Origin of the sequence: Blastococcus sp. HT6-30 (assembly GCF_039729015.1) — a bacterium.
GTDB lineage: Bacteria > Actinomycetota > Actinomycetes > Mycobacteriales > Geodermatophilaceae > Blastococcus.
Map to the genome: position 1 here is coordinate 3453999 of NZ_CP155792.1, position 26981 is coordinate 3480979.

The 26981-nt window shown below is 72.1% G+C and carries 24 protein-coding genes; 11 read left to right on the forward strand and 13 right to left on the reverse strand.

The genetic code is table 11. From position 1 onward, the window contains the following. Positions 1-190 precede the first annotated feature (190 nt). Positions 191-1318 (forward strand): MFS transporter, encoded by a 1128-nt coding sequence (locus ABC795_RS16715; protein WP_347058337.1) that lies wholly within the window; start codon positions 191-193, stop codon positions 1316-1318. A gap of 10 nt (positions 1319-1328) precedes the next feature. On the opposite strand, the gene ABC795_RS16720 is transcribed toward ABC795_RS16715, so the two are convergent. Further along, positions 1329-2021, reverse strand: a complete 693-nt coding sequence (locus tag ABC795_RS16720; RefSeq protein WP_347058338.1) for a class II aldolase/adducin family protein — start codon at positions 2019-2021, stop codon at positions 1329-1331. Positions 2022-2091: 70 nt separating this feature from the next. On the opposite strand from ABC795_RS16720, the gene ABC795_RS16725 reads away from it, so the two are divergent. Then, a complete protein-coding gene (locus ABC795_RS16725) occupies positions 2092-3351 on the forward strand; it encodes an FAD-dependent oxidoreductase (protein WP_347058339.1) in 1260 nt (419 codons plus the stop codon). Between the two features lie 53 nt (positions 3352-3404). Here ABC795_RS16725 and ABC795_RS16730 read toward each other — a convergent pair whose 3' ends face one another. The 5 genes from ABC795_RS16730 to ABC795_RS16750 are packed head-to-tail and all read right to left on the reverse strand — an operon-like array spanning position 3405 to position 8010. Next, positions 3405-4226 (reverse strand): NAD(P)-dependent oxidoreductase, encoded by an 822-nt coding sequence (locus ABC795_RS16730; RefSeq protein WP_347058341.1) that lies wholly within the window; start codon positions 4224-4226, stop codon positions 3405-3407. Beyond that, positions 4226-5215 carry an ABC transporter substrate-binding protein gene (locus ABC795_RS16735; protein WP_347058342.1) on the reverse strand — a complete coding sequence of 330 codons (990 nt, stop codon included), beginning with the start codon at positions 5213-5215 and terminating at the stop codon, positions 4226-4228. Before ABC795_RS16735 ends, ABC795_RS16730 begins: the two co-directional genes overlap by 1 nt. Positions 5216-5219: 4 nt before the next feature. Beyond that, the gene (locus ABC795_RS16740; RefSeq protein ID WP_347058343.1) at positions 5220-6230 is read right to left on the reverse strand and encodes an amidohydrolase family protein; all 1011 of its coding nucleotides are present in this window, start codon (positions 6228-6230) and stop codon (positions 5220-5222) included. Then, positions 6227-6961 carry a 4-carboxy-4-hydroxy-2-oxoadipate aldolase/oxaloacetate decarboxylase gene (locus tag ABC795_RS16745; RefSeq protein ID WP_347058345.1) on the reverse strand — a complete coding sequence of 245 codons (735 nt, stop codon included), beginning with the start codon at positions 6959-6961 and terminating at the stop codon, positions 6227-6229. The genes ABC795_RS16740 and ABC795_RS16745 overlap by 4 nt, the downstream gene beginning before the upstream one ends. Then, positions 6961-8010, reverse strand: coding sequence for an alcohol dehydrogenase catalytic domain-containing protein (locus tag ABC795_RS16750; RefSeq protein WP_347058347.1), 1050 nt, complete (start codon positions 8008-8010; stop codon positions 6961-6963). Before ABC795_RS16750 ends, ABC795_RS16745 begins: the two co-directional genes overlap by 1 nt. 151 nt (positions 8011-8161) lie before the next feature. On the opposite strand from ABC795_RS16750, the gene ABC795_RS16755 reads away from it, so the two are divergent. Further along, entirely contained in the window at positions 8162-9103 is a 942-nt protein-coding gene (locus ABC795_RS16755) for an ABC transporter substrate-binding protein (RefSeq protein WP_347058348.1), read from the forward strand. A 9-nt stretch (positions 9104-9112) separates the two neighbouring features. Next, positions 9113-9568, forward strand: coding sequence for an RpiB/LacA/LacB family sugar-phosphate isomerase (locus ABC795_RS16760; protein ID WP_347058350.1), 456 nt, complete (start codon positions 9113-9115; stop codon positions 9566-9568). 21 nt (positions 9569-9589) lie between these two features. Here the strand turns inward: ABC795_RS16760 and ABC795_RS16765 are convergent, their stop codons facing one another. After that, positions 9590-9760 (reverse strand): hypothetical protein, encoded by a 171-nt coding sequence (locus ABC795_RS16765; RefSeq protein WP_347058352.1) that lies wholly within the window; start codon positions 9758-9760, stop codon positions 9590-9592. A gap of 262 nt (positions 9761-10022) precedes the next feature. Here ABC795_RS16765 and ABC795_RS16770 point away from each other — a divergent pair, with 262 nt between their 5' ends. From ABC795_RS16770 to ABC795_RS16795, 6 genes are all read left to right on the forward strand, one after another. Continuing rightward, positions 10023-11102 (forward strand): cupin domain-containing protein, encoded by a 1080-nt coding sequence (locus tag ABC795_RS16770; RefSeq protein ID WP_347058353.1) that lies wholly within the window; start codon positions 10023-10025, stop codon positions 11100-11102. Between the two features lie 3 nt (positions 11103-11105). Continuing rightward, positions 11106-12029, forward strand: coding sequence for an AAA family ATPase (locus ABC795_RS16775; protein WP_347058355.1), 924 nt, complete (start codon positions 11106-11108; stop codon positions 12027-12029). Next, entirely contained in the window at positions 12026-13795 is a 1770-nt protein-coding gene (locus ABC795_RS16780) for a thiamine pyrophosphate-binding protein (protein WP_347058356.1), read from the forward strand. Before ABC795_RS16775 ends, ABC795_RS16780 begins: the two co-directional genes overlap by 4 nt. Next, positions 13792-15252 (forward strand): aldehyde dehydrogenase family protein, encoded by a 1461-nt coding sequence (locus ABC795_RS16785; RefSeq protein WP_347058358.1) that lies wholly within the window; start codon positions 13792-13794, stop codon positions 15250-15252. Before ABC795_RS16780 ends, ABC795_RS16785 begins: the two co-directional genes overlap by 4 nt. 83 nt (positions 15253-15335) lie before the next feature. Then, on the forward strand, positions 15336-15926 hold the full coding sequence (locus tag ABC795_RS16790) for an isochorismatase family cysteine hydrolase (protein WP_347058360.1): 591 nt from the start codon (positions 15336-15338) through the stop codon (positions 15924-15926). Beyond that, complete coding sequence (locus tag ABC795_RS16795; RefSeq protein ID WP_347058361.1) at positions 15923-17749, forward strand: thiamine pyrophosphate-binding protein; 1827 nt, start codon at positions 15923-15925, stop codon at positions 17747-17749. Before ABC795_RS16790 ends, ABC795_RS16795 begins: the two co-directional genes overlap by 4 nt. A gap of 103 nt (positions 17750-17852) precedes the next feature. Here the strand turns inward: ABC795_RS16795 and ABC795_RS16800 are convergent, their stop codons facing one another. From ABC795_RS16800 to ABC795_RS16825, 6 genes are all read right to left on the reverse strand, one after another. Then, positions 17853-19145: an MFS transporter gene (locus tag ABC795_RS16800; RefSeq protein ID WP_347058363.1), complete on the reverse strand. Its 1293-nt coding sequence runs from the start codon at positions 19143-19145 to the stop codon at positions 17853-17855. Continuing rightward, on the reverse strand, positions 19146-20291 hold the full coding sequence (locus tag ABC795_RS16805; protein WP_347058365.1) for an ABC transporter ATP-binding protein: 1146 nt from the start codon (positions 20289-20291) through the stop codon (positions 19146-19148). An 84-nt stretch (positions 20292-20375) separates the two neighbouring features. After that, positions 20376-22139 (reverse strand): iron ABC transporter permease, encoded by a 1764-nt coding sequence (locus ABC795_RS16810; RefSeq protein ID WP_347058366.1) that lies wholly within the window; start codon positions 22137-22139, stop codon positions 20376-20378. A 121-nt stretch (positions 22140-22260) separates the two neighbouring features. Continuing rightward, a complete protein-coding gene (locus ABC795_RS16815) occupies positions 22261-23370 on the reverse strand; it encodes an extracellular solute-binding protein (protein ID WP_347058367.1) in 1110 nt (369 codons plus the stop codon). Between the two features lie 58 nt (positions 23371-23428). Further along, positions 23429-24556 (reverse strand): extracellular solute-binding protein, encoded by a 1128-nt coding sequence (locus ABC795_RS16820; RefSeq protein ID WP_347058368.1) that lies wholly within the window; start codon positions 24554-24556, stop codon positions 23429-23431. 150 nt (positions 24557-24706) lie between these two features. Next, a complete protein-coding gene (locus tag ABC795_RS16825; RefSeq protein ID WP_347058369.1) occupies positions 24707-25549 on the reverse strand; it encodes an NAD(P)-dependent oxidoreductase in 843 nt (280 codons plus the stop codon). A 123-nt stretch (positions 25550-25672) separates the two neighbouring features. Between ABC795_RS16825 and ABC795_RS16830 the strand changes: the two genes are divergently transcribed. After that, a complete protein-coding gene (locus ABC795_RS16830) occupies positions 25673-26962 on the forward strand; it encodes an MFS transporter (RefSeq protein WP_347060742.1) in 1290 nt (429 codons plus the stop codon). Positions 26963-26981 lie beyond the last annotated feature (19 nt).

Consider the following 26981-nt stretch of genomic DNA (forward strand, 5'->3'; position numbering starts at 1 on the left):
CGCTATGGGCGTCGGGGCCGACGAAACGCGAAGTTGTGCTCGGCATCCTCGACACCGACCCCGCGTTGACCGCCGAACGGGCCGGGCAGACGGCGATCGTGCGGCAAGGCCCTCTAGCCCGTCGCATCGGCCAGCTATCAGACCATTAGACCATGGGTGCTAGCGTGCCGGACGACGAGCGGGGGTGGGCGTGGCACATCGGCTGGACTCCCTCGCGTCGGCGACAGGTGCCGGCATCTACTCGGTGTCGCTGAGCATCGCCAGCGTCGCGCTGCCCCTGCTGGCCATCGAAGCCGGGTACTCAGCCTTCGAGATCGGCGCGCTGACGGCAGCCTCGGCCCTGTCCCAGATGCTGGTGCGGCTGGGCCTCGGTTGGGCCATGCGCCGCTGGCCGGACTGGATCCTGATCGCCGTCGCCGGAGTGCTGCTCGCCGTCAGCTGCGCCGTGGTGGCCGTCTCCGCAGCACTGATCCCCTTCGTGGCGGCCCAGCTGCTGCAGGGCGCCTCGCGCGCCCTCTTCTGGACCGGCAGCCAGACGCACGTCGTCCGAGGGGCGGGCCGCGCGGCCGGGGCCCTCGCCCAGGTCAACCTGGCCGCCTCCGTCGGACTGCTGACCGGGCCGCTCATCGCCGGGGTGCTGTCCGAGGACAGCCCGGCGGTCGCCCTCGTCGTCGCCGCCGTCGTGGCCCTGTTCGGACTGGTCCCCAACGCCCTGCTCGACCGACTGCCACCCTTCGTGCCCCCCGCCGACCGCCCCCCGGGCCGGGTCTGGCGCCGACCGGGCGTCGACGTCGCGTGCTGGGCGGGGATGACCGCGGGCGCCTGGCGCGCCCTGCTGACCTCCTACGTGCCGGTGGCGCTGGACCAGGCGCGCCAGTCGGCCACCACGATCGGGGCGCTCGTCGCCGCCGCGAACGGCGCCTCGCTCGTCGGCACCGCCGTCGCCGCCCGGGTGCGTGGCCGGTGGACGATGCCGATGCTGGGCGCAGGCATCGCCCTGACCGGCGTCGCGACGGGGCTGACCGGCGTCGTGGCCTGGAGCGTGGCCCTCTCCGCCACGGTGCTCGTGGTCAGTGGCATCGCGGCCGGGGCCGTGCAGGTGCTGGGGCCCGCCATCGCCGCGGAGGCCGTGCATCCGGAGGAGCGCGGCGAGGCCATCGCGGCGAGCGGCACCTTCCGGGCGGCCGCCCTCTTCGCGGCGCCACTGGCCGTCGCCGGCCTGGTGGTCGCCGTGCCGCTGACGCCGGCCATGGCGGTCGTGGGCGCCGGCATGCTCCTCCCCGCTCTCGCCCTGCGCCGCCTGGGCAGGGCCTCGTAGCCCCCTCCGCTCAGCTCTGCTCGAGCCGCCGGACCAGGTAGTCCCACGCCCCCTGCAGCAGCGGATCGGGGTAGCAGTGCTCCCGCTTGGCGAGGGACTCCTGGGGCGAGGACCAGGTCGCCCATCCGCCGGCGGCCATGGCGGTCAACTGCATCCGGCAGGCGCGGTCGAGCAGGTAGGCGGTCACCGTCGCCGTCTGCACGTCCGGCGCGGCGACGACGATGCCGTGGTTGACCAGCAGGCAGGCGTTGCGGTCGCCCAGGGCGGCGGCGACCGCGCGGCCGAGCTCGGCGGTCAGCACGAGGTCGCCGGTCCCGGTGAAGCGGGCGATGTCCGGCGGGACGAACAGGTTGGCCTCGTGCGAGATCGGCCGCAGCGGGACCCCGAGGGCACCCAGCGCGACCGCCGCCGGCGAGTGCGTGTGGATCACGCTGCCGACGTCGGAGCGTGCCCGCATCACCTCGGTGTGGATGGGGTACTCGGCGTGCCGGCGACCGGCGCCAGCGAGCACCTCGCCATCCCAGGACACCAGGATGACGTTCTCGGGACCCACCTCCTCGAAGCCCAGCCCCGAGGCCTTCATCCAGATGCCGCGCCCCTCGGGGTCCCGGGCGGAGAGGTGCCCCCAGATGAGGTCACCCTGATCCGCAGCACCGAGGACCCGGCACCCCAGGGAGACCAGTCGGCGCAGGTCGTCGGTCATGTCTCGCCCTCCTCGGCCCAGTATGGCAGAATGGTAATACCATTTTTATTGGCGATCATGGGAGGCCATCATGCCGCGCTCCGAGCACGAGGCCGGCACACTCGTCGTCGGTGCGAGCCAGGCGGGGGCCCACCTCGTCACCTCCCTGCGGCAGCTCGGCGACACCGCACCCATCACGCTCGTCGGCGCGGAGGCACACCCGCCGTACCAGCGGCCCCCGCTGTCCAAGGAGTTCCTGGCCGGGACGGCGACGCAGGAGACGCTGGCGTTCCGCAGTCCCTCGTTCTACCCCGACCACGACATCGAGCTGCTGTGCGGCGAGCGGGTCGAGGAGATCGCCCTCCCCTCCGGGGACCGGCCGGGCCTGGCCCGCACGTCCAGCGGCCGGGAGCTGCCCTTCGCCCGGCTGGCGCTCACCGTCGGCGCCCGCCCCCGGCGTCTGGACGTGCCCGGCGCCGACCTCCGCGGGATCCTGTACCTCCGGGACCTCGACGACGCGGTCGCCCTGCGCGACCAGTTGGCCGGGGCCTCCCGCGTCGTCGTCGTCGGTGGCGGGTTCGTCGGCCTCGAGGCCGCGGCCGCGGCGCAGGCCATGGACAAGCAGGTCACCATCGTCGAGGCGGCCGACCGGCTGGTCGGCCGGGCCGTGGCACCCGTCGTCTCGGAGTTCTACCGGCGCGCCCACGAACGCCGGGGCAGCACGGTCCTCCTCTCGACCGGCGTCGTCGGCTTCCAGGGAACCAGCGGCCGGGTCGACGGCGTGCTGCTCGCCGACGGCCGCAGCCTGCCCGCCGATCTGGTGATGGTCGGCATCGGTGTGATCCCGCGAACGGAGCTGGCCGAGCAGCTCGGCCTCGAGTGCGACGGCGGCATCGTCGTGGACGCGCACGCTCGCACCAGCGCGCCGTCCGTGGTCGCCGCCGGGGACTGCACCGTCCTGCCGCACCCGATGACCGGCGAGGGCCGGGTCCGGCTGGAGTCGGTGCCCAGCGCGGTCGCGCAGGCCACGCTGGCCGCCGCCACCCTGCTCGGCCGGGAGGCGCACACCCGCAGCGTTCCGTGGTTCTGGTCGAACCAGGGCGACCTGAAACTGCAGATCGCCGGGCTCTCCACCGGGTTCGACCAGCACGTGGTCCGGGGGGATCCGGACACCGAGAGCTTCTCGGTCCTCTACTACCGCGGCGGCGAACTGCTGGCCGTCGACGCGGTCAACGCCCCCGCCGACTACCTGGCGGTGCGCAAGGCACTGACCCAGGGGAAGCCGCTGCCGGCCGACCTGGTCGCCGACACCGACACCCCGCTCAAGAGCCTGCTCGCCGCGGCCGCCTGACCCCCGCCCTCCGCGGCGGCCGCGCCTGGGCCCCGCCGCGGAGGATGCGGGCGTCAGCGCAGGTCCGCCAGGTCCTCGCGGGTCAGCTCCGTCACCAGCGGCTGGAGCGCCCGCACCAGCGGCACGTCCACGCCGGCCTCCTCGGCCATGGCCAGCGCGACCTCCAGGTCCTTCGCCGGCCAGCGCAGCCGGTGCAGCCCCCAGTCGGCGAGCACCTGGTTGCCCCCGGTACCGGCCCCCAGGATGCTGCGCAGCCGCCCCGGCGCGACGCCGAGGGAGCGGGCCAGCCGCAGGACCTCGACGTCGGCACGCAGGGCCGTCCACATGAGCACGTTGTTGGCGCTCTTCGCCACCTGCCCGGTGCCGGGCCCCCCGATGTGGCAGACGTCGGTGGCGAAGGCCGCGAAGGCCTGTGCGCAGCGGTCCAGGACCGCGGCGTCACCGCCGCACATCAACGTCAGGCCGGCCTGCTCGGCCGCCCGCTCACCACCGACCAGCGCGACGTCGACGACCGCGATCTCCCGGTCGGCCGCGGCCTCGGCCATCCGGACACAGGTGTCGGGTCGCACGGACGCGCAGATCGCCACCACGGTGCCCGGCCGGGCCACGTCGCGGACACCGCCCCCGCCGACGATCGCCTCCTCGACCTGCGCGTCGTCCACGACGACCAGCAGCACCAGATCGGCCTCCCGGGCGACGTCGCCGGCCGACCCGCGGAACTGCGCACCCGCGGCCTGGACCCGCTCCTCGGCGCCCGGCGCCGGATCGGTGGCGAGCACCGGCCAGCCGCGCTCGACCAGCCAACGGCCCATCTCGGCGCCCATGCGGCCCCAGCCGACGACGCCGACGGTGCGGATTTCCTCGACGGCGGCCATCAGATGACGAACGTCTCGGTGGCCTCCGGCGCGAACAGCTCCGCCGGCTCGTACCGCCGCCGGGACAGCCCCTGCTCGTGGTGGTAGCCCAGGAACGTGCTGAGCACGTGCTCGTTGGCCTGCAGCCCGTAGGACCAGTAGTCGTCGCCCATCAGGGCCCGCGCCTCCTCGAGGCCGGGGATGAGCCAGGGCAGCATGAAGCGCAGCGCCGAGGCGTCGTACAGCTCGGCCGCCGCCTTCTGCTTGGCCAGGTACAGGGCCTTGGTGAGCGTCTGGGCCACCCACGGGTGCTTCTCGTAGACGTCCCGCCGGACGACCACGACGTGCATGATCGGGAAGATTCCGGTCTCGGCGAAGTACTGCTTCTCGGCGGCCACCGGGTCGGCGAACAGCCGGCGCACGTTGCCACCGGGCACGAACGACGACGGCACCCGCGGGCCCTGGAAGGCATCGATCTCGCCGTCGGCCAGCATCCCGGCCAGCGTCTGGCCGGGACCGATCGGCGAGATGCGGATGCGCTCGCCGAGATCCACCGCGGCCTTCTCGATCCGGCCCGGCGTCTCCTGGCCGCCGGTCCGGTACTCGACCGAGTCGACCGGCACCCCGTACTGGTCGGCGAGGAAGCCGCGGATCCAGACGTTCGCCGTCAGCTGCCACTCCGGCGTGCCCACGACCTTGCCCCGCAGGTCCTCGGGCTTCTCGATGCCCGACTCCGCGTTCACGAAGATGCCGGTGTGCCGGAACTGCCGCGAGGTGTAGACCGGCAGCGCGACGAACGGGGGGTCGTCGAGGTCCAGGGACTTCACGTAGGAGGACATCGACATCTCGGCGACCTCGAACTCCCGGTACCGCATCATCCGGAAGAAGGTCTCCTCGACCGGCAGCCGCAGGTAGGTCAGGTCGATGCCGTCGGGGCGGACGGTGCCCTCCTCGAGGGCGCGGGTGCGGTCGTAGTCGCCGCAGGCGAACGTCAGGTGCAGTCGGGACACGGGGTCACTTCCCTCTCAGACGGGCGTCGAGCCGGGGGTAGACCCGGCGGGCGTTGTCCTCGAAGACCGCCTGCAGCTGGGCCTCCCCCAGGCCGGCCGCGTCCAGGTACCGCTTGGTGTCGTCCCAGGCAATGCCAGTCTCCGGATCCCCGCCACGCACCGCGCCGAGCATCTCGGAGGCGAAGAGGATGTTCTCGGTCGGGATGACCCGGGTCAGCAGGTCGATCCCCGGCTGGTGGTAGACGCAGGTGTCGAAGAAGACGTTGCGCAGCAGCTCCGACGGGTCCTTCCAGCCCATGCGCATGGACAGCCCCCGGTACCGACCCCAGTGGTAGGGCACCGCACCCCCACCGTGCGGGATCACCAGCCGCAGCGTGGGGAAGCGCTCGAACAGGTCACCCTCGAGGAACTGCATGAACGCGGAGGTGTCCGCGTTGAGGTAGTGGGCGCCGAGCGCGTGGAAGTTGGGGTTGCAGGAGCTGGAGACGTGCACCATCGCGGGCACGTCCAGCTCGACCAGCGCCTCGTACACCGGATACCAGTACGGATCGGTGAGCGGAGGGGAGGTCCAGTTGCCGCCCGAGGGGTCCGGGTTGAGGTTGGCCCCGACGAAACCGCGCTCCTCGACGCAGCGCCGCAGCTCGGCGACCACGTCGTCCAGGGCTCCGCCGGGCGTCTGCGGGAGCTGGCAGACCGCCGCGAAGTGCTGCGGGAAGAGGTCGGCGACCCGGGCGACCAGGTCGTTGCTGGCGCGGGCCCAGGCGACGGCGGTGCTCGGGTCGGGCACGTGGTGCTCCATCCCCGATGCCCGCGGGGAGAAGATCATCATGTCGCCACCGCGTTCGCGGAGAACCCTCAGCTGGTTGTTCTCGACGCTCTCGCGCACCTCATCGTCGCTGATGCTGCCGAGCTGCGGCGCCGCGCCGCCGCTGTCGAGCGCGGCCTTCTGCGCGCGGCGGAACAGCTTCAGCTGCTCCGGCTCGGTGGTGTAGTGACCGTGGCAGTCGATGATCAACGCGGGGGCTCCTGCTCGACGTAGCGCAACCCCTTGGCGGCCAGGGGCTCGCGCATGTTGTTCATGTCCAGTCCCAGCTGGCCGTCGCGGTAGCGGGACCGGATGCCGGCCTCGCGCTGCTCACGCGCACGAGCCGCCGCCAGCACCTCGGGTGCGCGGCCCCGCGGGACCACGACCACACCGTCGTCGTCGGCGACGACCACGTCACCGGGCTCGATCCACTGGCCGGCGCACACGACGCCGACGTTGACGCTGCCGAGCGTCTCCTTGATGCAGCCGAACGCCGACACGTGCCGGGACCACGCCGGGAACGCCATGTCGGTCAGCTCCGCGACGTCACGGACACCTGCGTCCACCACCACGCCGCGGACACCGCGGGTCGCCAGGGCGGTGGCGAGCAGGTCACCGATGTAGGCGGCCTGCGACGGCGTCGTGGGCGCGATGACGAGGACGTCGCCCTCGGTGCACTGCTCCACCGCCACGTGCACCATCCAGTTGTCGCCCGGCGGCAGGCTCACCGTGACCGCGGTGCCGGCGACCCGGGCCCCGGGGTACACCGGCCGCAGCGCCGGGTCGAGCAGGTGGGTGCGCCCCTGCGCCTCGTGGACGGTCGCGACGCCGCACTCCGCGAGCCCGTCGACGGTCGCACGGTCCGCCCGGGAGATGCCCGTGACGACGACGGCGCCGCGGACCGCGGCTGTGTCCCGGGATGCGCTCGCACGCTCGCTCATCAGGCGTCGCCCCAGGGCTTGAGCGAGATGTGCATGGCGTCCTCACCGGTCTCGCCGGCGAGCGCCCGGATGGCGTGGTCGACGTCCGCCAGGCCGAAGCTGTGCGTGGCCAGCCGCTCCAGCGGGAAGCGGCCCGACGCCAGCTGGTCCAGGGCCAGCTCCACCGAGCGGTAGCTGTGCCCCCGGGCGCTGCCGAGGGTGATGCACTTCTCGGTCATCTTCTTCAGCGGGAAGTCGGGGAACGCGGCCTCCTCGCCCTGGGTCACCATGATCCCCTCGCGTCGCTTGAGCGCGTCGATGCCCAGCAGCACCGGCGCGGTCCCGGCCCCGGAGGTGCAGTCCAGGACGACGTCGACGCCCACGCCGCCGGTGAGCTCCAGAACCCGCTCCAGCGGGTCCTCCTTCTGGATGTCGATGACCGCGTCCGCACCGAGGTCCTTGGCCAGCTGCAGCCGGGTCGCGTCACGGGTGGTGCCGGTGACGACGATCAGCGAGGCGCCGGCCTGCTTGGACGCGACGACCTGGGAGAGTCCCTGCTGGCCGGGACCCTGGATCAGCACGGTCGTCGCGTAGCCGACCTTGCCCGCGTTGAGCGCCCACTCGATGCCGTTGGACAGCGGCGTGACCAGCCCGGCGAGCTCGGCGGAGACGCCGTCGGGCACCTTGTGGGTCACGGCGTTCCACGGCAGGTACATGTACTGCGAGAACCCGCCCCACAACCGGCCCGGGTTGTCCGAGGAGGTGTAGCCGTACCGCCGGGCGTCCGGGTTGGTGCGCCAGTCGGTGAGTTCGCAGTGCCGGTACTCACCGGCCCGGCACCACTGGCAGTGCATGCAGCCCACGTAGTGCTCGACGAAGATCCGGTCGCCCTCGGCGAGCCCGTGGATCTTCGACCACTTGGCACCCGCCTTGGCGACGATGCCGACATTCTCGTGGCCCATGATGACCGGCTCGTCGATCGTGGGCTTGCGATAGAGCTTCACATCGGTGCCGCAGATGCCGGCCACCTCGATCTTGAGCAACGCCGCGTCATCCGCGATCTCGGGCATCGGGAACTCCCTGAGTTCCGTCGTCCCCGGTGCGGTCCGGACCGCCGCAAGCACCTGTTCCGCCATTGCTGCTCCTCCCGCGCCTTGTGTCGTGGAGCACTCTAATCGACGGTCTATTGGTCTGACCACCACCGTGCTAGCGTCCGCCGGCATGGCCGACCTGCACCTGCGCACCGTCACACGCGCCCAGGGGAACAACCGGGCGCTCCTGGACGGAACCGTCACCCCCGAGGGCGCGACGTTCGACTTCGAAGAAGTCCCCGTCCTGGTCCAGGGCTTCCGCCGGATGGTGCGGAACCTCGAGTTCGACGTCTGCGAGATGGCCCTCACCACCTACCTGGTGGCCAAGGCCCACGGCGTGCGGTTCACGGCGGTGCCGGCGTTCCTCGTCCGCGGGTTCCACCACAACGCGATCACGGTCGACACCCGGCACGGCATCACCCACCCGAAGGACCTCGAGGGCAAGAAGGTCGGGGTCAACCGTGGCTACACGGTGACCACCGGGGTGTGGGCGCGGTCGGTGCTGGCCCAGGAGCACGGGGTGGACCTCGACTCCATCACCTGGGTGCTCTCCGGCGACGAGCACGTCCAGGCCTACCGGCCGCCGGCGAACGTCGTCCCGATCTCCCCGGGACGCACCCTCGACGAGATGCTCGCCAGCGGGGACCTGGCCGCCGTGGTCGGCGTGACGATCGACTCCCCCGACGCCCGGCCGCTGCTCCCGGAGGAGGCGGCACACGCGGCGCTGCAGCGGGGCCTGTGGCCGATCAACCACCTGGTGGTCGTCCGGGACGAACTGCTCGAACAGCACCCCGACCTCGGACGCCGGGTGTTCGACGCGTTCACCGAGTCCAAGCGGCGGTACGTCGAGCAACTGCGCAGCGGCGCCCTGCCGCAGGAGACGTCGGCCGACCGCATGCACCGCACCGTCATGGAGCTGACCGGCTGGGACGACCCCCTGCCGTACGGGATCGAGCCCAACCGATCGGTGCTCGAGGGCCTCCTGCGCACCGCGGTGGACCAGAAGATCCTGGACCGCGCACCGCGCCTCGAGGACGTCTTCGCCCCGGGTACCCGAGACGTCACCGGCTGAGGCAGCGACGTGCGGATCGCCATCACCGCCGACCACAACGGCGTCGCGCTCAAGGCCCGGCTCGTCGAGGCGCTCCTGGCCGAGGGCCACGAGGTCGACGACCGCGGGCCGGCCTCGTCCGACGAGCTCGTCGACTACCCGCCGCTGTGCGAGGACGTCTGCCGGCGCGTGACGGACGGCCGGGCAGATCGGGCGATCGTCGTCGGCGGCAGCGGCCAGGGGGAGGTCATCGCCTGCAACAAGCTCCCCGGCATCCGTGCAGGCGTGTGCCCGGACGTGTGGCACGCGGAGATCTCGCGGGGCAACAACGACGCCAACGTCCTGGTCCTGGGGGCGAAGGTCATCGCCCCGGATACCGCCGCGCTGGTGCTGCACACCTGGTTGACGACGCCGTTCAAGGGCGACGTGCACGCCCGGCGCGTGGCGATGATCGAAGCGCTGGAACGGGGCGAGTCGCTGCTCTGAGCGCGCAGCCCCGCGCGCGGGTCAGCGAGAGAGGACAGGCACCCGGACCGACGCCGGGCTCACCCGGCGGACGAACTCCGCGGCCCGCGTGAACCAGGAGCCGTCGGCCTCGCGGTGCCGGCGCAGGCGCGGCTCGCCGCTACTGATCAGGTCGGTGCTGACACCCTCGCTGATGAACATTCCAGAGGTCATGACAGGTCTCCTCGATAGGTCCGGAGTGGGCTCGGCCGCACGGCGTGTGCGGTCCGGCTCCCGACGTCTCCGTTGACCCGGGGGGCCGCTCGAACCCGACTGTAAGCGCCTCTGACCTGCGGGTTCGACGGTTCGGCATGTGAGCTGCCCCGCAGGGATGCGTGCTCTTGATCACGCTGTGGTCTTGCACACCTACCCTCGTCACTGACACGATCGCGGGACTAATGGTCTGTCCTTTACTCCAGCTGAGGTCGGTGCCCGAATGAGTACGAAGACGACGACGTCGGTGAGCCACTACTACGTGCAGAAGAGCCGCCGGAAGAAGTTCGCGGAGGAGTGGCGGGCCAACTGGCGCACCGTCGTCGCCGTCGAGGACGCCCCCCTGGTCGACACCCCCCGCGGATCGCGGGTCGGGGTCTACGTCGGCGCCGACGGCGACCGGCAGACCCGGACGATGGACGCGCTGGTGCACGAGATCGACCCCGGCGTCACGACCACCGTCCACCGGCACTCGTGGGACGCGATGGTCCTCGTCGTGGGCGGCCGGGGCTGGTTCGAGATCGACGGCGAGCACATCGAGGTGGCGCCCGGTGACGCGGTGCACCTGCCGTCCTGGGCCTGGCACCGGACGGGTGTGGACGCGGCAGCCGGCGAGGCGACTCCGCTGCGGTACCTGACGTTCTCCAGCGAACCGATGCTGGAGACGATGGGCCTGTCGGTGATCGAGGACGCCGGGCACGCCGAGTTCGCCTCGCTGCCGCCCCGACCGCCGGTGGCCGAGGGCATCGACGGGGACGATCCCTACGCCCGCCGGCTCCGTCGGGTGGCCCGCCAGCAGAACGAGCGGCGCAGCGGCCGGCTGCACACCGACTGGGACTCCCTGGAGCTCCACAACAGCCCCCGCGGCACCCGGACGACCTTCCTCCTGGACAAGGCCATCGGCTACCAGGCATCCGGCATCACCATGGCGATGTTCGAGATCGGCCCCGGCCGGCGTCAGTCGATGCACCGGCACCCCGGTGAGGCCTGGCTGTACGTGCTCGAGGGCCGGGGGCACTCCTACCTGGGCACCGAGCCCGAGGGCGGGCAGAACCACGAGTGGAAGAAGGGCGACCTGATCGTCGTCGACCACTTCCTCTGGCACCAGCACTTCAACGACGACCCGGAGAACACCGCCAGGGTCGTCCGCATCCACATGTTCGACAGCCTCCTGGAGACCATGCGGGTACTCGCCGATCCGCTCGTCCTGTTCGAGGAGCCGCCGGACCACATCCGCGACGCGCAGGCCGGCGACGTGACGACGATCGACTGGCCTCCGCTCGAGCGCCCGACCTGGCCCTGACCGATGGCGCTGAACGCGACGCGGCCGGCAGCGACCCTGCCCCCCGGCATCATCGGCGTCCACGCCCTGCCGGCCGACCACCACGACGGCCCCTGGGACAGCATCATCACGCCCAGCGGCGTCAAGGACCGGCTGCTCGGCACCGCGCTGCTCGTGCTGCGGCACGGCCGTGCGCTGGGTGAGCTCAACGGGGCCCCGCACGGGCTGATCCTGCTCTCCGGCCCGCCGGGCACCGGCAAGACGACGCTGTGCCAGGGGCTGGCGCAGAAGGTGGCCCTGGCCCTGGCCCCGCGCGGGGCGACCACGTTCGTCGAGATCGATCCGCACGCCTTCCCCAGCGACATGCTGGGCGAGGGGCCGCGGGCCATCGGGCGGCTGTTCTCCGACAGCCTGCCGGAGCTGGCCGCTCGCCGCCCGCACACGGTCGTGCTGGTCGACGAGATCGAGGCGATGGCCGTGCGCCGCAGCACGGCCAGCTTCGAGACCAACCCGGTCGACGTGCACCGGGCGACCGACGCGCTGCTGTCCGGGCTGGACCTGCTGCGCCGGACCTGCCCCCAGGTGCTCGTGCTCGGCACGACGAACTTCGCCGCCGCCGTCGACGAGGCCTTCCTCGACCGGGCCGACCTCGTGCTGCGCCTGGGTCTGCCGGACCGGCCGACGGTCGAGCGGATCCTGCGGGAGGCCCTGGCCGAGGCCGCGGCGGTCTTCCCCGGCCTCCTCGCGGTCGCCCTCGACGACGAGCTGATCGCCGACCTCGCCGACCGCTGCACCGGTCTCGACGGCCGGCGGGTGCGCAAGCTGGTGCTGGCGGCCATGGGCTCGCATCCGGAGCTCGCTTCGGATCCGGGGCGGCTGACCGGCGAGCACCTGCGGGCGGCGGCGGACGCGGAGCGGGCGGCCCTGGCCGAGGCCCGCTCCCGGTGAGCGTGGAGCGCCCGGCCGGCCTACCCGCCGGGCGGCAGCCCGCCGCCTGGGGCAGTGACGTGGTCGTGGACCTCCTGGCCGCCATGGATCTCAGCTACCTACCGCTGAACCCGGGGTCCTCCTTCCGCGGCCTGCACGACTCACTGGTCAACCACGGCGGCAACGCCGGTCCCCGGCTGCTGCTCTGCCTGCACGAGGAGGTCGCGGTCTCCCTCGCGCACGGGTGGGCCAAGGCGACCGGGCGCCTGGGTGCGGCTGCGGTGCACGACCTGGTCGGCCTGCAGCACGCCTCGATGGCCGTCTACGACGCCTTCTGCGACCGGACCCCGCTGCTGCTGCTCGGCGGCAGCGGCCCGGCCGACCCCGCACAGCGGCGGCCGGTCGACTGGATCCACTCGGCGAGCACGCAGGCCCAGCTCGTCCGGGACTTCACCGTCTGGGACGCCGAGCCGATGACCCCGGCCGCGTTCGTCGCCGACGTCACCCGGGCCCGGCAGCGAGCCCTGTCGGCGCCGTGCGGACCGGCCTACGTCAGCCTGGACGCTGGTGTCCAGGAGGCCGCGCTCGACCGGCAGGTCCCCCTGCCCGATCTGGCCCGGCACGCCCCCGCACCCCCGATGGCGGCCGACCCCGCGTCGGTGGAGCGGGCGGCCGAGGCCCTTGCGGCCGCGCGGTTCCCGGTCGTGGTGGCCGGGCGCGTCGGCCTCGACCCCCGTGCCACAGCCGCCGTGACCGAGGTCGTCGAGCTGCTCGGGGCCGCGTACCGGGACGACCGCAACACGGTGGTGCTGCCCACCGGGCACCCGCAGAACTGCACGGGCGACGCACGTCTCCTCGAGGACGCCGACGTCGTCCTCGCCATCGACGTCGTCGACCTGAACGCGCTCCTGCGCAGCCGGGACCGTGGCCCCCGCGGTGCCGGCTCCGCCGACCAGCGGACCGGCCCGCTGGTCATCGACCTCTCCCACGGGGACCTCGGCCAGCCGTCCTGGACCCACGCCTTCGGCAGCCCGCTGGCCCGCGACGTCCAGGTGCTGGCCGACCCGCTGACCGGACTGGCCCAGCTGGTTGCCACGCTGCGCGACCAGGTGGACAGCGCAGCCGCCGAGCGGCGGACCGCTCAGGTGGCGGAGCGGGTGCGGCGACTGCGCGAGGCGCAGGCCGCTGAACTGGCCCGGCGGTGGGACGACCACCCGATCAGCCCGGCCCGGCTGGTCGCCGAGACCTGGGCCGCGGTCCGCGACGTCGACCACCTGCTGTGCTTGCGCAACACCCGCACCTGGCCCGAGGGTGTCTGGCAGCTGCCCGGCGCCGGCAGCTACCTGGGCCACTCCGGCGGCGGGGGTGTCGGTTACGGCCCAGGTGCCCTGGTGGGCGGCGCGCTGGCCGCCCGCGACCGGGGACAGCTCGGCGTCGGGATCATCGGCGACGGCGACCTCCTCATGGCCTCGTCCGCGCTCTGGACCGCGGCGCACTACCGCATCCCGGCGTTGGTCGTCGTCAACGACAACTCGAGCTTCTACAACGACGAGCCGCACCAGGCGGAGGTGGCCCGGCACCGCGGGCGGCCGGAGGAGAACAGCTGGATCGGTATGCGCATCAGTGACCCGGCCGTGGACCTCGCCGGCCTCGCCCGCTCGTACGGTTGCTGGGCCGAGGGCCCGGTGGAGGATCCCGAGGACCTCGCCGCCGCGCTCGATCGCGGCCGGCGGGCCGCCCTCGACGGCGCGGTCGCCGTCGTGCACGTCCGGACGTCGCCGCGATGACCGCCGGGCAGGGCGGGGCGGCCCCCCACCGGCGGATGCTGGTCGGCGGGCAGTGGCGCGACGCCGGCGACGGTGGCGTCCTGGCGGCCGAGGACCCGGCCACGGAGCAGGTCATCGGGACCTTCCCCGCCGGCACGGCCGCCGATGTGGACGCCGCCGTCGCCGCAGCGGCGGAAGCCGCACCCGCCTGGGCAGCCCTGGGCTGGGCCCGCCGGGCGGCGCTGGTGCGCGAGCTGGCCGGCGCGCTCCACGAGGAGCGGGAGATGCTGGCCCGGCTGGACACCAGTGACGGCGGCTCGCCGATCACCGCGATGCGCGCCGACGTCGACGGCGCGGTGACCGAGCTGGAGTACTTCGCCGGCATCGCCTCGCAGACCCGCGGCAGCACCGCGCCGCCCGCGGAGGGGTCGTTCAGCTACACGCTCCGCCAGCCCTACGGGGTGGTGGGGCGGATCGTGCCCTACAACCATCCGCTGAAGTTCGCCGCCGGGAAGTGCGCGGCGCCCCTGGCCGCCGGCAACGCTGTCGTGCTCAAGCCCGGCGAGCAGACCTCGCTCTCGGCGCTCGAACTCGCCCGCATCGCCGACGCCGTCCTCCCGCCCGGCGTGCTCAACGTGGTCACCGGGGCCGGGGGCGTCGTCGGCGGCCGGTTGGTGGAGCACCCCGGCGTGCCACGGATCGCCTTCACCGGCTCGGTGGCCACCGGCCGGGCGGTGCTGCGGGGCGCGGCCGACGAGATCAAGCACGTCAGCCTCGAACTCGGCGGCAAGAACCCCGTCATCGTCTTCCCGGACGTCGATCCGGAGCGGGCCGCGCGGGCGGCCGTGGCGGGCATGAACATCGTGCGCTCCACCGGGCAGTCCTGCGGGTCGGGCACCCGGCTGTTCGTGCACGACGACGTCCGCGGGCCCTTCCTGGACGCGCTGCACCGTCGCCTCGACGAGCTGCGCATCGGGGACCCGCACGACGAGGAGACGCAGGTGGGGCCGCTGTCCTTCCGGGCGCACTACGAACGGGTCACCGGGTTCGTGGAGGGCGCACGCCGCGAAGGCGCGACGGTGTCCTACGGGGGTGACCGGCCCGCCGGCCTGGACCGTGGTTTCTACCTGCGGCCGACCGTGCTCACCGACCTCGACGAGGGGATGACCGCCGTCCGTGAGGAGATCTTCGGCCCGGTCATGACCGTGCTGCCCTGGCGCGACGTCGACGAGGTGGTGCGCCGGGCCAACGCCCTTCCGCTGGGCCTGACGGCGAACATCTGGACCAACGACGTGAGCACCGCGCTGCGCACGGCGAGCGCCGTAGAGGCCGGCTACGTGTACGTCAACGGCAGCGGCCGCCGGCCCACGGGCATGCCCTTCGGCGGCTGGAAGCGCAGCGGCCTCGGCCAGGAGAACGGGCCCGAGGAGCTGGTGTCCTACACCCGGGAGAAGGCCGTCACCGTGACGCTGCTGTGAGGCCACCCGGAGCCAGTCCCGCCGCCGATCCCGAGCTGTTCCGCGGCAGGGAGGTCCTCGACCCGGCCCGCACGGTGTTGTGCGTGTTCGATCTGCTGGAGCACTACCGCCCGGGCGCGGAGGCATCCGGCGCGATCCCGCACGTCCGGCGGCTCGTCGACGGATGCCGGCGCCGCGGCGTGCTGGTCGCGTGGGCGCGAGCGGACCACCGGGCCGACGGTCTGGACTTCGCCCTGGCGTTGACCGACGTGGACGGCGGACACGTGGCGTTCGGCCCCGACCACCCGCGGCCGGTCACGCCACCGCACGGCGGCGGCGACCCCGGGTACCGCACGCTGGCGGAGCTGGGCCAGCGGCCCGAGGACCTCGACGTCCCCAAGCACCGCTGGTCCGCGTTGCACGGCACCTGCCTGCACCCGGCGATGCGTGCTCGCGGGGCGGACACGCTGGTCCTGGTCGGCGGCTCCACGCACGTAGGCGTGGCCTCCACCGCGTACGCGGCGCGCGATCTCGACCTGCAGGTGTTCGTCGTTCCCGAGGGCCTCACCGGGCGTGCGCCCCAGCGGACCTTCTTCGCCGACGAGGTGTTCCCCCGCACTGCCCGCGTGCGCTCCACCGACGAGCTCTTCGCGGCGCTCGACCGCTTCCCGCCCACGACAGGAGCCGAACCGTGACGCACGCCGAGACCGACGGGCCCAAGCACCCCGCGTCCGAGGAGCAGCACCACCCGCGCGGGGCCAACTTCGCCCCCTACGACGACCCGCAGTGGGGCTCGGACGTCATGGTGGACGTGCTGCGCGGTCTGGGCCTGCGGTACGTGGCCCTGAACCCCGGCTCCTCGTTCCGGGGACTGCACGACTCCCTGGTCAACTACGGCGGTGACGACATCGAGATGATCGAGTGCCCGCACGAGAAGATCGCCGTGGCGCTGGCACACGGCTACGCCAAGGCCACCGGCGAGCCGATGGCGGTGCTCCTGCACGACCTGGTCGGGCTGCTCCAGGGCACGATGGGGGTCTACTACAGCTACATCGACCGGACGCCTGTCGTCGTGCTCGGCGGGTCCGGACCCGCCGAGCACGACCGCCGCAGGCCGAACATCGACTGGATCCACTCCGCCAACGTGCAGGGCGAGGCGGTGCGGGCGTACACGAAGTGGGACCACGAACCGCGCAGCGTCGCCTCGGTGCAGACGGTCCTGGCCCGGGCCTACCGGATCGCGATGGAAGAGCCGCGCGGCCCGGTCTATGTCGCGCTCGACGCCGGCCTGCAGGAGACGGCCCTGACCGAGCCGGTCCCGCTGGACGACCTCCCGCGGCTTGCCGCGGTGCCCACCCGGCTCGCGCCGGAGCCCGGCGCCCTGTCGGAACTGGCCACCGCCTTGTGCGCGGCCCGGCGCCCGGTGATCGTGCCGGCCTACTCCGGCCGGGACCCGCAGAGCTTCACCACCCTGGTCGAGCTCGCCGAGCTCGTCGGCGCGGGTGTGGTGGAGACCCACTGGCGGCTGAACTTCCCCAACCGGCACCCGCTCAACGTGACCGGCAGCAGCGCCCTGGAAGAGGCGGACTGCGTGCTGTTCCTCGACGTCAAGGACATGGGCAAGCCCACGCAGAAGCTGGAGTCCGCGACGCGGACCATCCAATCGAAGCTCGCCCCGGGCACCACCGTGCTCGACCTCGGCTTCAACGACGTCGGGATCTCCTCCTGGAGCGAGGACTACGCCGAGCTGCTCCCCACCGACCTCCAGGTCACCGCCGACACCGCGGTCGCACTACCGCTGCTGCTGGAGCTCTGCCGGGAACTCGTGACCGCGGACGGCGAGAACCGGGCCGCGGAGCGCCAGCAGTGGCGCGACGCGCTGACCACGCACCACGACGAGACCTGGGAGGGGTGGCGCCGGAAGGCCGCGGCCGTCCGGGACCAGAGCCCGGTGTCCACCGCGCGGCTGGCGGAGGAGGTGTGGGAGGTCGTCCGGGACTACGACTGGGTGCTCACGGCCGGCACCGCCGCCGAATGGGCGCTGCGGACATGGGACTTCGATGCGGCCTACCGCCACCCGGGTAAGCAGTTGGGCACGGCGACCCAGATCGGCATCTCCCTGGGCGTGGCGCTCGCGCACAAGGGCACCGGGCGGCTCGTCGTCGACCTGCAGCCCGATGGTGACCTCATGTTCGACGCCGGCGCGCTGTGGGTGGCCAGCCGCTACGAGCTACCCCTGCTGGTGGTCATGTTCAACAACCGCGCGTACTACAACGACTGGGAGCACCAGGAGCGGCTGGCCCGCCACCGCGGGACGCCCCGGGAGCGCGCGCACATCGGCATGGCGATCGACACCCCGGCGCCGGACTTCGCCGCACTTGCGCGATCCTTCGGCTGGTGGGCCGAAGGGCCGATCAGCGACCCCGACGCCGTCCAGGAGGCGGTACGCCGGGCAGCCGAGCACGTGCAACGGACCGGGACCCCAGCGCTGGTCGACGTGATCTGCCAGCCGAAGTAGCAGCCCACGGGGGCGCCGCCGATCACCCGGCGGCGCCCCCCGTGGGCAGCGAACGGAAGGGCCCGGCGCCGCACGGCGCCGGGCCCTCTGCCGATCGGGCGGATCAGGTGGGTCCGGGAGTCTCGCTCGCGATCGGTCGCGCGTCCGGCGGAGCCACCGGCTCCTCCGCGCCGTCGTCCTCGATGACGCCCCGGTAGTCGCGCACCACGTTGGGCCGCGACCAGAACGCCAGGGCCACCAGCATCGGGCCGATCCCCCCCAGGGTGAGGGCGAGCACCGGGCCGACCGCCCCGGCGAAGGCGCCCATGGCCACGTCACCGATCGCCGGACCACCGCGGGACGACATCTGGTAAAAGGCGGTGACCCTCCCCCGGATCTCGTCGGGTGTGTCGATCTGCACGGCCGCGTGGCGGATGGTCGTGGCCATCGCGTCGAAGGCACCGAGCAGCAGCGCCGCCCCGACTGCCAGCCAGACGACGGGCGACTGGGCCAGGCCGATCGCGGCGATGCCGTAGAGGAACGTCGACACCAGCAGCACCCGGCCCTGCCGCCGCGAGTCCTTGACCACCCTGAAGATCGTGTAGGTGGCCAGGAGCGCCCCCGCCGAGGGAGCACTGGACAACACTCCGTACCCGGTCGCACCGACGGCGAGGACGTCGGTCGCGATCGCCGGCAGGAGCACCCGGTAGGCGGAGAGCACCGTCGCCGACAGGTCCAGCCCCATGAGGCTGGTGATCAGCGGACGGCGGACGACGTAGCGTGCGCCCTCCGCGATGCTGGCGAAGATCGACGTCGGCGGGGCCTGGCCACTCACCAGCGGTGGCGTCCTGATGAAGGCGAGCACCACCACGAGCACCGCGTAGGTGACCACGTCGACCAGGTACATCAGCTCCGGACCGCCCACGGCGATGAGCAGCCCGGCCAGTAGCGGACCGAGCAGGACCGCCACCTCGCGCGAGGGGTTGAGCAGGGCGATGGCCTCGCCGATGTGCTTGCGCCCCACGAGCGCCGGGATCAGCGCCTGCCGGGCCGGCTGGTCGAACGTCGCCGCCGCCGTGGTGAACAGCACGCTCAGGACGACGTGCCAGGCCTGGACCGCTCCCGAGAAGGTCACCACGGTCAGCGCGAGCGCGACGACCAGCGCCGCCGCCTGGGCCGCCTGCAGCAGCCGGCGACGGTCGTACCGGTCCGCGAGCGCCCCACCCAGGGGACTGAGCAGGATCAGCGCCACCGCCTGCCCCGCGCCGACCAACCCCGTGTAGGCGATGGAGTCGGTCAGCGCGTAGACGTGGAAGTAGTTCGCGGCGACGGTGCCCCGGGTGCCGATCTGGCTGAGGACGACCCCCGACCAGTAGAGCGTGAAGTCGCGGTTCCGGAAGAGGGTTGGCAGAGGCACTCAGTTCACCGGCACGAGGGAGATCTTCGACGGGTCCAGCTGCAGGTAGACCGGCGTGCCCGACTCGATGGACACCGACGGGTTCACCCGCGCACGCATCTCGTGCTCGCCCACGGCGACGACGTGGTCGACGGCGTCGCCGAGGAACGCCCGGGCCACGACCGTGCCGCCCCACTCGTTGGCCGCCCGGTCGCCCTGGCTGCTGGTCGTCAGCTCGACGGCCTCCGGGCGGATCGAGACGACGACGTCCGAGCCGACGGGCAGGTGGTGGGGCGACTCGAGGTACAGGATGCCGTTGGAGGTGTCCACGCAATGCCGACCCGCCTGCTGGGAGGCGACCTTCCCCGGGATGAAGTTCGACGTGCCGATGAACTCGGCCACGAACTTGTTGGCCGGCTGCTCGTACACCTCGCGCGGCTTGCCGAGCTGGACGACGCCGCCCCGCTCCATGACGGCGATCTGCGTGGAGAGGGCGAGCGCCTCCACCTGGTCGTGCGTCACGTAGACCGAGGTGATGCCCATCTCCCGCTGCAGCCGCTTCAGCTCGTAGCGCAGGGACTCCCGCAGCTTGGCGTCCAGGTTCGACAGCGGCTCGTCGAGGAGCAGCAGCGGGGGCTCGATCACCAGGGCGCGGGCGAGGGCCAGGCGCTGCTGCTGACCGCCGGAGAGCTTGGTCGCCTGCCGGCCGGCCTGCTCGGACAACTGCATCGTCGCCAGCACCCGCTCGACCTTCTCGGCGATCACCTTCTTCGCCGGGCGCTGGCCGCGGGGCCGGACCTGCAGCGGGAAGGCGACGTTGTCGAACACCGTCATGTGCGGCCAGATCGCGTAGGACTGGAAGACCATGCCCAGACCCCGCTGGTTGGCCGGCAGGTTGACCGTGCGCCCGGTGCCGGTGGAGGAGAACATCACCCGGTCTCCGACGGCGATGGTCCCGCTGTCCGGCTTCTCCAGACCGGCGATCGACCGGAGCGTGGTGGTCTTGCCGCAACCCGACGGGCCGAGCAGGGTGAACAGCTCACCCTCCTTGACCTCGAAGCTGACGTCGTTGACGGCGAAGACCGTGGTGTGCCCGGCCTCGTCCTTCTTCTTGCCTCGGGCCTTCTCGCCGGCGAAGGACTTGACGAGGTTGTCGATCCTCAGCATGGGATTCAGGAGTCCTTTCCGACTCGGAGCACGTGCGGTGGAATGGAATGGGTGTCGCTGTTCTGACGGGTACGGGCGCTCGGCTCAGTCCTCACGCAGACCCACCTTGGCGCCGAGCTTGTAGGCGATCGTGACCATCACCATCAGCGCCAGCACCATGAGCACGCCGATCGCGGCCAGGACGTTGAACGACCCGTTCTCGAACTGCTCCCAGATGAGGATGGAGAGCACCTCGTTGCCCGGGCTGTACAGGAGGATCGAGCTGGACAGCTCGCGGAAGCTGACGACCAGGATGTAGATGAAGCCGGCCGTGATGCCCGGTGACAGCAGCGGCAGCAGCACCCGGCGGAACGTCGTCCACCAGCTGGCGCCACTGACCATCGCCGACTCCTCGAGCTCCGAGGAGATCTGCGTCATAGACGTCGTCGCGTAGCGCATGCCGTACGGCATGTACTTGGTGCAGTAGGCGATCAGCAGGATCAGCAACGTTCCGTACACCGGCAGCGGGAACCGCAGGTACACGAACGAGATCGACAGGCCGAGCACGATGCCGGGGATGACCAGCGGCACGAAGCTGAGCTGCTCGACGATGCCGCGCCCCGGGAGGGTGGACCGCACCGAGATCCAGGCCGCGATCGCCATCAGGGCCATGACGATCGTCGCCGAGCCGATGCCCAGGATCAGGCTGTTCCTCAGGGCCCGCGCGGCGGAGTTCATCTCGAACACCTGGATGAAGTTGTCGAAGGTGAACGCGGAGAAGGCGTCCCACGACGGTGCCTGGTAGTAGGGCAGCAGGGCGGCGTAGATCAGCACCAGCAGCGGGCCCAGCACCGTGACGAAGAAGTAGAACAGGATGCCGACGCCGACGACGGGCTTCCACTTGCCCAGGTCCAGCGGCCGCGGACGGAAGCCCTTGCCGGTGACGGTCTGGTAGGTCTTGCTGCCCTTGCCGGCCAGCAGTCGGCTGACGGCCACACCGATGACGGCGACCGCGAGGAGGCTCACCGCGAGGGCGCCGGCCGCGCCGAGGTCCTGCGGGTAGCTGCGCAGCACGAAGTAGATCCGGCTGGTGAAGACGTAGATGCCGTTCTGCAGGCCCAGCAGCGCCGGCACCTCGAACGATTCGAGGCTGGTGATGAGGATGACCAGGACCGAGGACAGCAGGGCGGGCCGCACCAGCGGCAGGGTCACCTTGCGCAGCGCCTGCATGCGCGAGGCACCCGACATCAGCGCGGACTCCTCGAGCGAGGGGTCCATCGACCGGAACGCCGCGACCATCAGCAGGAAGACGATCGGCGAGGAGTGCAGCCCCTCGACCCAGATCATCCCCCAGATGCTGAAGATGTTGAACGGGGCGTCGCCGAGGATCGGCTCGAAGAACGCGTTCAGCAGCCCGATCTGGGGACTGGCCAGGAAGATCCAGGAGACCGTGTAGAGGATGCCGGGGATGATCAGCGGGACGATCGACGCGGCGAAGAACAGCGCCTTGAAGGGCACCGCCGTGCGCACGTTGAGGTAGGCCAGCGTGGTGCCGACCGTGATCGACAGCAGAGCCGCCCCGCCGGCGAAGGCGAGGGAGTTGCCCCACAGCTCCCCCATCCGGCCATCGCCGTAGGCACGCTGGAAACTGCCGAGGTCGAGGCCCTCCGCGTCGAAGAACGTGCCCCAGACGAGGTAGCCGAGGGGGACGAGCGCCAGGTAGCCGATCGCGGCGGCCACCCCGGCGACGATGAACATCTTGGGCGTCAGTGGCCCCCGCCACCGCGCCTTCTTACGCTCCGGCGGGCCGTCGCTGGGCCGGCGCAACTCCTCCGGCGTCACCGCCGGATCGGCCAGGTTGGCGGTCATCCCGGGGGATCACTCCTTCATGTCTGGGGGTGGGGCAAGGTGGGGAACCGGCCCGGACCGGGCCTCAGGCGCTCGACCGGGGCGGCGCCACGCTGGTGCGTGACGCCGCCCCGGTCCGGGGTCAGTCGCCGATCGTCTCGACGCCCGAGAGCAGGTCGTCGTAGCGCTGGCTCCACTCGGAGCCCTCGTCGAGCAGCTTCTGGCCGTCCACCGCGACGAGCTCGGACTCGACCTCGACGGTGGACGGGGTGGCCTCCGCGGAGGCGAGGACCTCCTGGCCCTCCGTGAGCAGCCAGTCCATGAACAACATGGCCGTGGCCGGGTTCTGCGCGGTCTTCATGCAGCTGCCCCCGTTGGGCCGGGCGATGATCGGGTTGACGTAGGGCTGGGTCTCCAGCGGGGCGCCATCGGCCTTGGCCGCCTCGACGATGTAGGTGTAGTTCGACGAGGCGAGGCCGTACTGCCCGGCGCTCATCAGCTCGGCCATGACCGTGTGGCCCTTGACCACCTTGGCGCCGTCGACGATGTCGGCCCAGAGCTGGTCGACCTCCTCCTGGCTCCTGCCCTGCTCGAGCCAGTAGTCGGTCAGCGCCATGTACCAGTCGTAGTCACCGAGCTCGAGGGCCAGCTGGCCGTCGTACTTGGGGTCGGCCAGGTCCTCCCACACCTCCGGCGGGTCCTGGATGAGGTTGACGTTCCAGCTCGGCGCGAAGAGGTTGAACCGCGTCGCCACCCAGTCCTCGTACACGCCCGCCTCGGGCACCTCCGCGATCCGCTCCGGCGAGGAGCACTGGGCCATGACGTCCTCCTGCTGGAGGGCCATGAGCTCCGTGGCGTTCGTCTCCACCACGTCGTTCCCGGCGAAACCGGCGTCCTGCTCCTGCAGGATTCGCTGCAGGACGGTCTCGGACCCGGCGCGGTAGGTGCTCACGTCGATGTCGAACTCGTCGCTGAAGGCCTCGGTGACGGCGTCCACCATGTCGGCGTTCATCGAGGTGTAGAGGTTCAGCCCGTCCTCCTCGGCGGCGAGCTCGACGAGCCGGTCGCGACGTTCCTGACCGGTGAGCTCGCCGAGCTCCTCGTACAGCTGCTCCGCGTCCGTCGGGCCGGAGGCCGCATCGCCGTTCGACCCGCCGGAGGGCGAGGAGGCCGGGTTGCCGCCACAGGCGGCCAGGACCACGACGGCCCCGGCCGCCAGAGCGGTGCGGGCCAGGGTGCGGGGCTTCCGCATGGTGGTTCTCACTTTCTCGAGGGGTTCGGGACGTTCGGTCGGACGATGGGTGGGATGGTCAGTCGAGCGCCTGGCCGTTGGCGACGACGTCCTCGTACGCCTTGTTCCAGGTGTCGGGGTCCTCGAGCAGCTTCCGCTCGGGCACGGGGAACACCGCGAGGCCCTCGAGCGGGTCCTCGCCGCCCTCGATGGCGCCGATCCGGAAGGCGTCGGTGAAGACCTCCTGACCACCGGTCAGCTCGTAGTCGACGAAGAGCATCGCGGCGCACGGGTTCGTGGCGGTCCTCACCAGTCCGATCCCGTTGGGGCGGACGACGATCGGCTGCACCGGCTCGCCGTCGGCCGGTCGCCACGCGACCGGCGCTCCGCCGGCGGCGGCCTTGTCGATGGTGTGGCTGTAGGACGAGACGGTCACGGCGAACTGGCCGGCCGACAGCAGCTCGCCCTGCGTCGTGTGGCCCTTGGCGACCTGCGCGTTGGACGCCATCCGGGTCATGAGGTCGGTGAACTCGTCCTCGCTCATCCCCTGCTCCTCGACGTAGTAGTCGTGGAGGGCGGCGAACCAGTCGACGTCGCCGACCTCGAGGGAGATGCGCCCCTTCCACTGCGGCTCCGCCAGCTCCTCGAAGGAGGTCGGCTCCGCGCCCGGCGGGACGAGGTCGGTGTTCCAGCCGACGACGAAGGCGTTGAACCGGGTCGCGGTCCAGTTCTCGTCCTCGCGGCCCTCCTCACGGACGGAGTCGCGCAGCTCGCTCTCGTACGGGTAGAGCAGTCCCTCGTCCGAGGCGACGCCCAGCTCGAGGGCGTTGGTCTCGAAGACGTCGGCCCCGTAGTAGCCGGCCCCGTCCTCCTGCAGGATCCGCTGCAGCACGGACTCGGAGTTGGCCCGGTAGTTGTTCACCTCGATGTCGTACTCCTCGGTGAAGCCGTCGATCAGCTTCTCCATGTCCGTGTTGGAGGTGTAGATGTTCAGCTCGCCCTCCTCCTCGGCGCAGGCGACGAGCTCGTCGGTCCGTTCCTGACCCGACATGTCGTTGAAGCGGTCGTAGGTCTCCGTGGCGGCGGTGGCCTCCGAGGAGTTCCCGTCACCGCCATCGGAGGACGCGGTGGGGGAGCCACCGCAGGACGACGTCAACAACGCCACGGCGGCAAGACTGGCCAGGGGGACCAGGGGGCGGTTCCGCATGTGCCTCTCCATTGAGGACGGGGCCTGTCGGCCCGTGAACGGGGTTGTTCCTGTGCCGTCCCGGGCGACCCCGGGCCCCTCTCGGGTGTGAGGCAGTCAACACAGCCAAGGCGACTTGGTCTAACCATTCGCCCAAGCGTTATCGGACTGTTATCGGCCTTCGCAGGCCCGCAAGGGCCCGTCGGCGAGCAGTCGCGCGACGTCGTCGACGGTGGTGCGGGCCATGACCTCGCGTGCGGTGGACGCCACCGGGATGTCCATGCCGACCTGCTCGGCCAGGTCAGCGGTGTTGGCGAGGTCCTTGGCGTGCCAGGTCAGCCGCATCTGCTCCAGCTCACGCAGCGTCCGGGAGTCGGTCGGCCCGTCCTGCAGGGCGGCCCGCAGGACCGGCACCGAGACACCGCCGCGCCGCGCCAGTTCCAGCGCCTCGGTGATGGCCGAGATCTGCGCCCAGTGCACGAGGTTGTTCGCCGTCTTGCCGACCTGGCCGGCTCCGAGCGGACCGAGGTGGTGCACGGCCTTCGTCCATGGTCCGAGCAGCGGCCGGATGCCGGCGAGCACGTCGGCGTCCCCGCCGACCAGGAGGTTGACCTCCCCGGCCTCGGCCCCGCGCACCCCGCCGGTCAGCGCCCCGTCGAGGACGGCCACCCCCGGCGGCGCCGCGGCGGCCACCGCCCGACACGTCTGCGGCCGCACCGAGGAGCAGAGAAGCACGACCGCGCCCTCGGCGCAGCCGGCGAGCAGGCCGTCGCCACCCAGGCACACACTGCGCACGTCCTCGTCGGTCGGGACGAAGACCGCCACCAGGGCGGCCCCCCGGCCCACGTCGGACAGCGACGCGACCGAGCGGGCCCCGAGCGCCACGGCTCGCTCGACGGCGGCGCCGTCGAGGTCGTGGACCTGCACGGGGACGCCGCCGGCGAGGAGGTGCCGCACGACCGGGGCACCCATCGCGCCCAACCCGATGACGGCGACAGCTGAGGGATCGGCCACTATCGGTCTCCTTCGGAGCAGGCGCCAGCGTGTTCGCCGTCACGTTTCGCATAAGGTAATACCTTCAGACCGGCCGTCAAGGGGGCGTACGTGCGATTGCTGCCGCCCCGCCGGCGACAGGGTGTGCCGGCGACCCAGCGACTGCGGTCATGGCGGCAACGGACTTTCCGGTCCCTCCGGGTACCGAATTACCGCACGTTCTTCGCCGGTCACGCCGTCAGCGTCTCCGGCACCTGGATGCAGCGGGTCGCCCAGGACTGGCTCGTGCTGGAGCTGTCGGACTCCGCGATCGCCGTAGGGGTGGCCACCGCCCTGCAGGCCGTGCCGACCCTGCTGCTCGGGGTCTGGGGCGGGGTCCTGGTCGACCGACTCGACCGCCGCCGCACGATCATGGGAACCCAGGCGGTGAGCGCCGCCCTGGCCGCCGTCCTCGCCGTCCTCACCCTCACCGGCGCCGTCGAGCTGTGGATGGTCTTCGCCCTGGCTCTCGGCCTCGGCCTGGTCACCGTGCTCGACGTGCCGGCGCGCCAGGCCTTCATCACCGAGATGGTGGGGCCCGAGGACTACGTAAACGCGCAGTCGCTCAACTCGACGATCCACAACCTGGGACGTCTGCTGGGCCCCGCCGCGGCCGGGCTCCTCATCGCCTGGGCGGGCAGCGGGCTCGCCTTCGCCGTCAATGCCGCTTCGTTCGTGGGAGTGCTGGCGAGCCTCTGGCGCATCGACCCCGACCGCCTCCGCCGCGGCGAGCCGGCGCCCCGCCGCAAGGGGCAGGCGATGGAGAGCCTGCGCTACGTCTGGCGCCGCCCCGACCTGCGGGCCTGCATGCTGCTCGTGGCCGTCGTCGCCCTCTTCGGCCAGAACTTCCGGGTCGTGCTGCCCCTGTTCGCGCGGGACGTCCTCGGCGGTGGCGCGGAGACCTACGGGTGGTTGACCTCCGCACTCGGCGCCGGGGCCGTCATCGGCGCCCTGGGCAGCGCGGCCCGGGAACGGGTCAGCACGTGGTCGCTCCTGCTGTGGACCGGCGGCTTCGCCGTCGCCAGCATGCTGCTGGCCGGGGCGCCCGGCCTCGCCGTCGCCCTCGGGCTGCTCGTGGGCCTGGGCGTCACGAACATCTGCTTCAACACCCTGGCGCGGGTCCTGCTGCAACTCAGCGTCGATGCCTCGATGCAGGGCCGCGTGATCGCGCTGCACGCCACGGTCTTCCTGGGCAGCACACCGATCGGCGGGCCACTGCTCGGCTGGGTCTGCGAGCAGTTCAGCGCCCGGGCGGGGCTGTTCCTCAGCGGCCTGGCCCCCGCGATCGCGAGCCTCGCGCTCCTGCCCACGCTGCGCCGCCTGCGCCGCCGGGCCGACGAGCCCGCCGCTCCCGCCGCGGCCGTCGAACCCGGTACGCGGACGACCCTCACGTGAGCGGTGCGGCTGGTCCCCC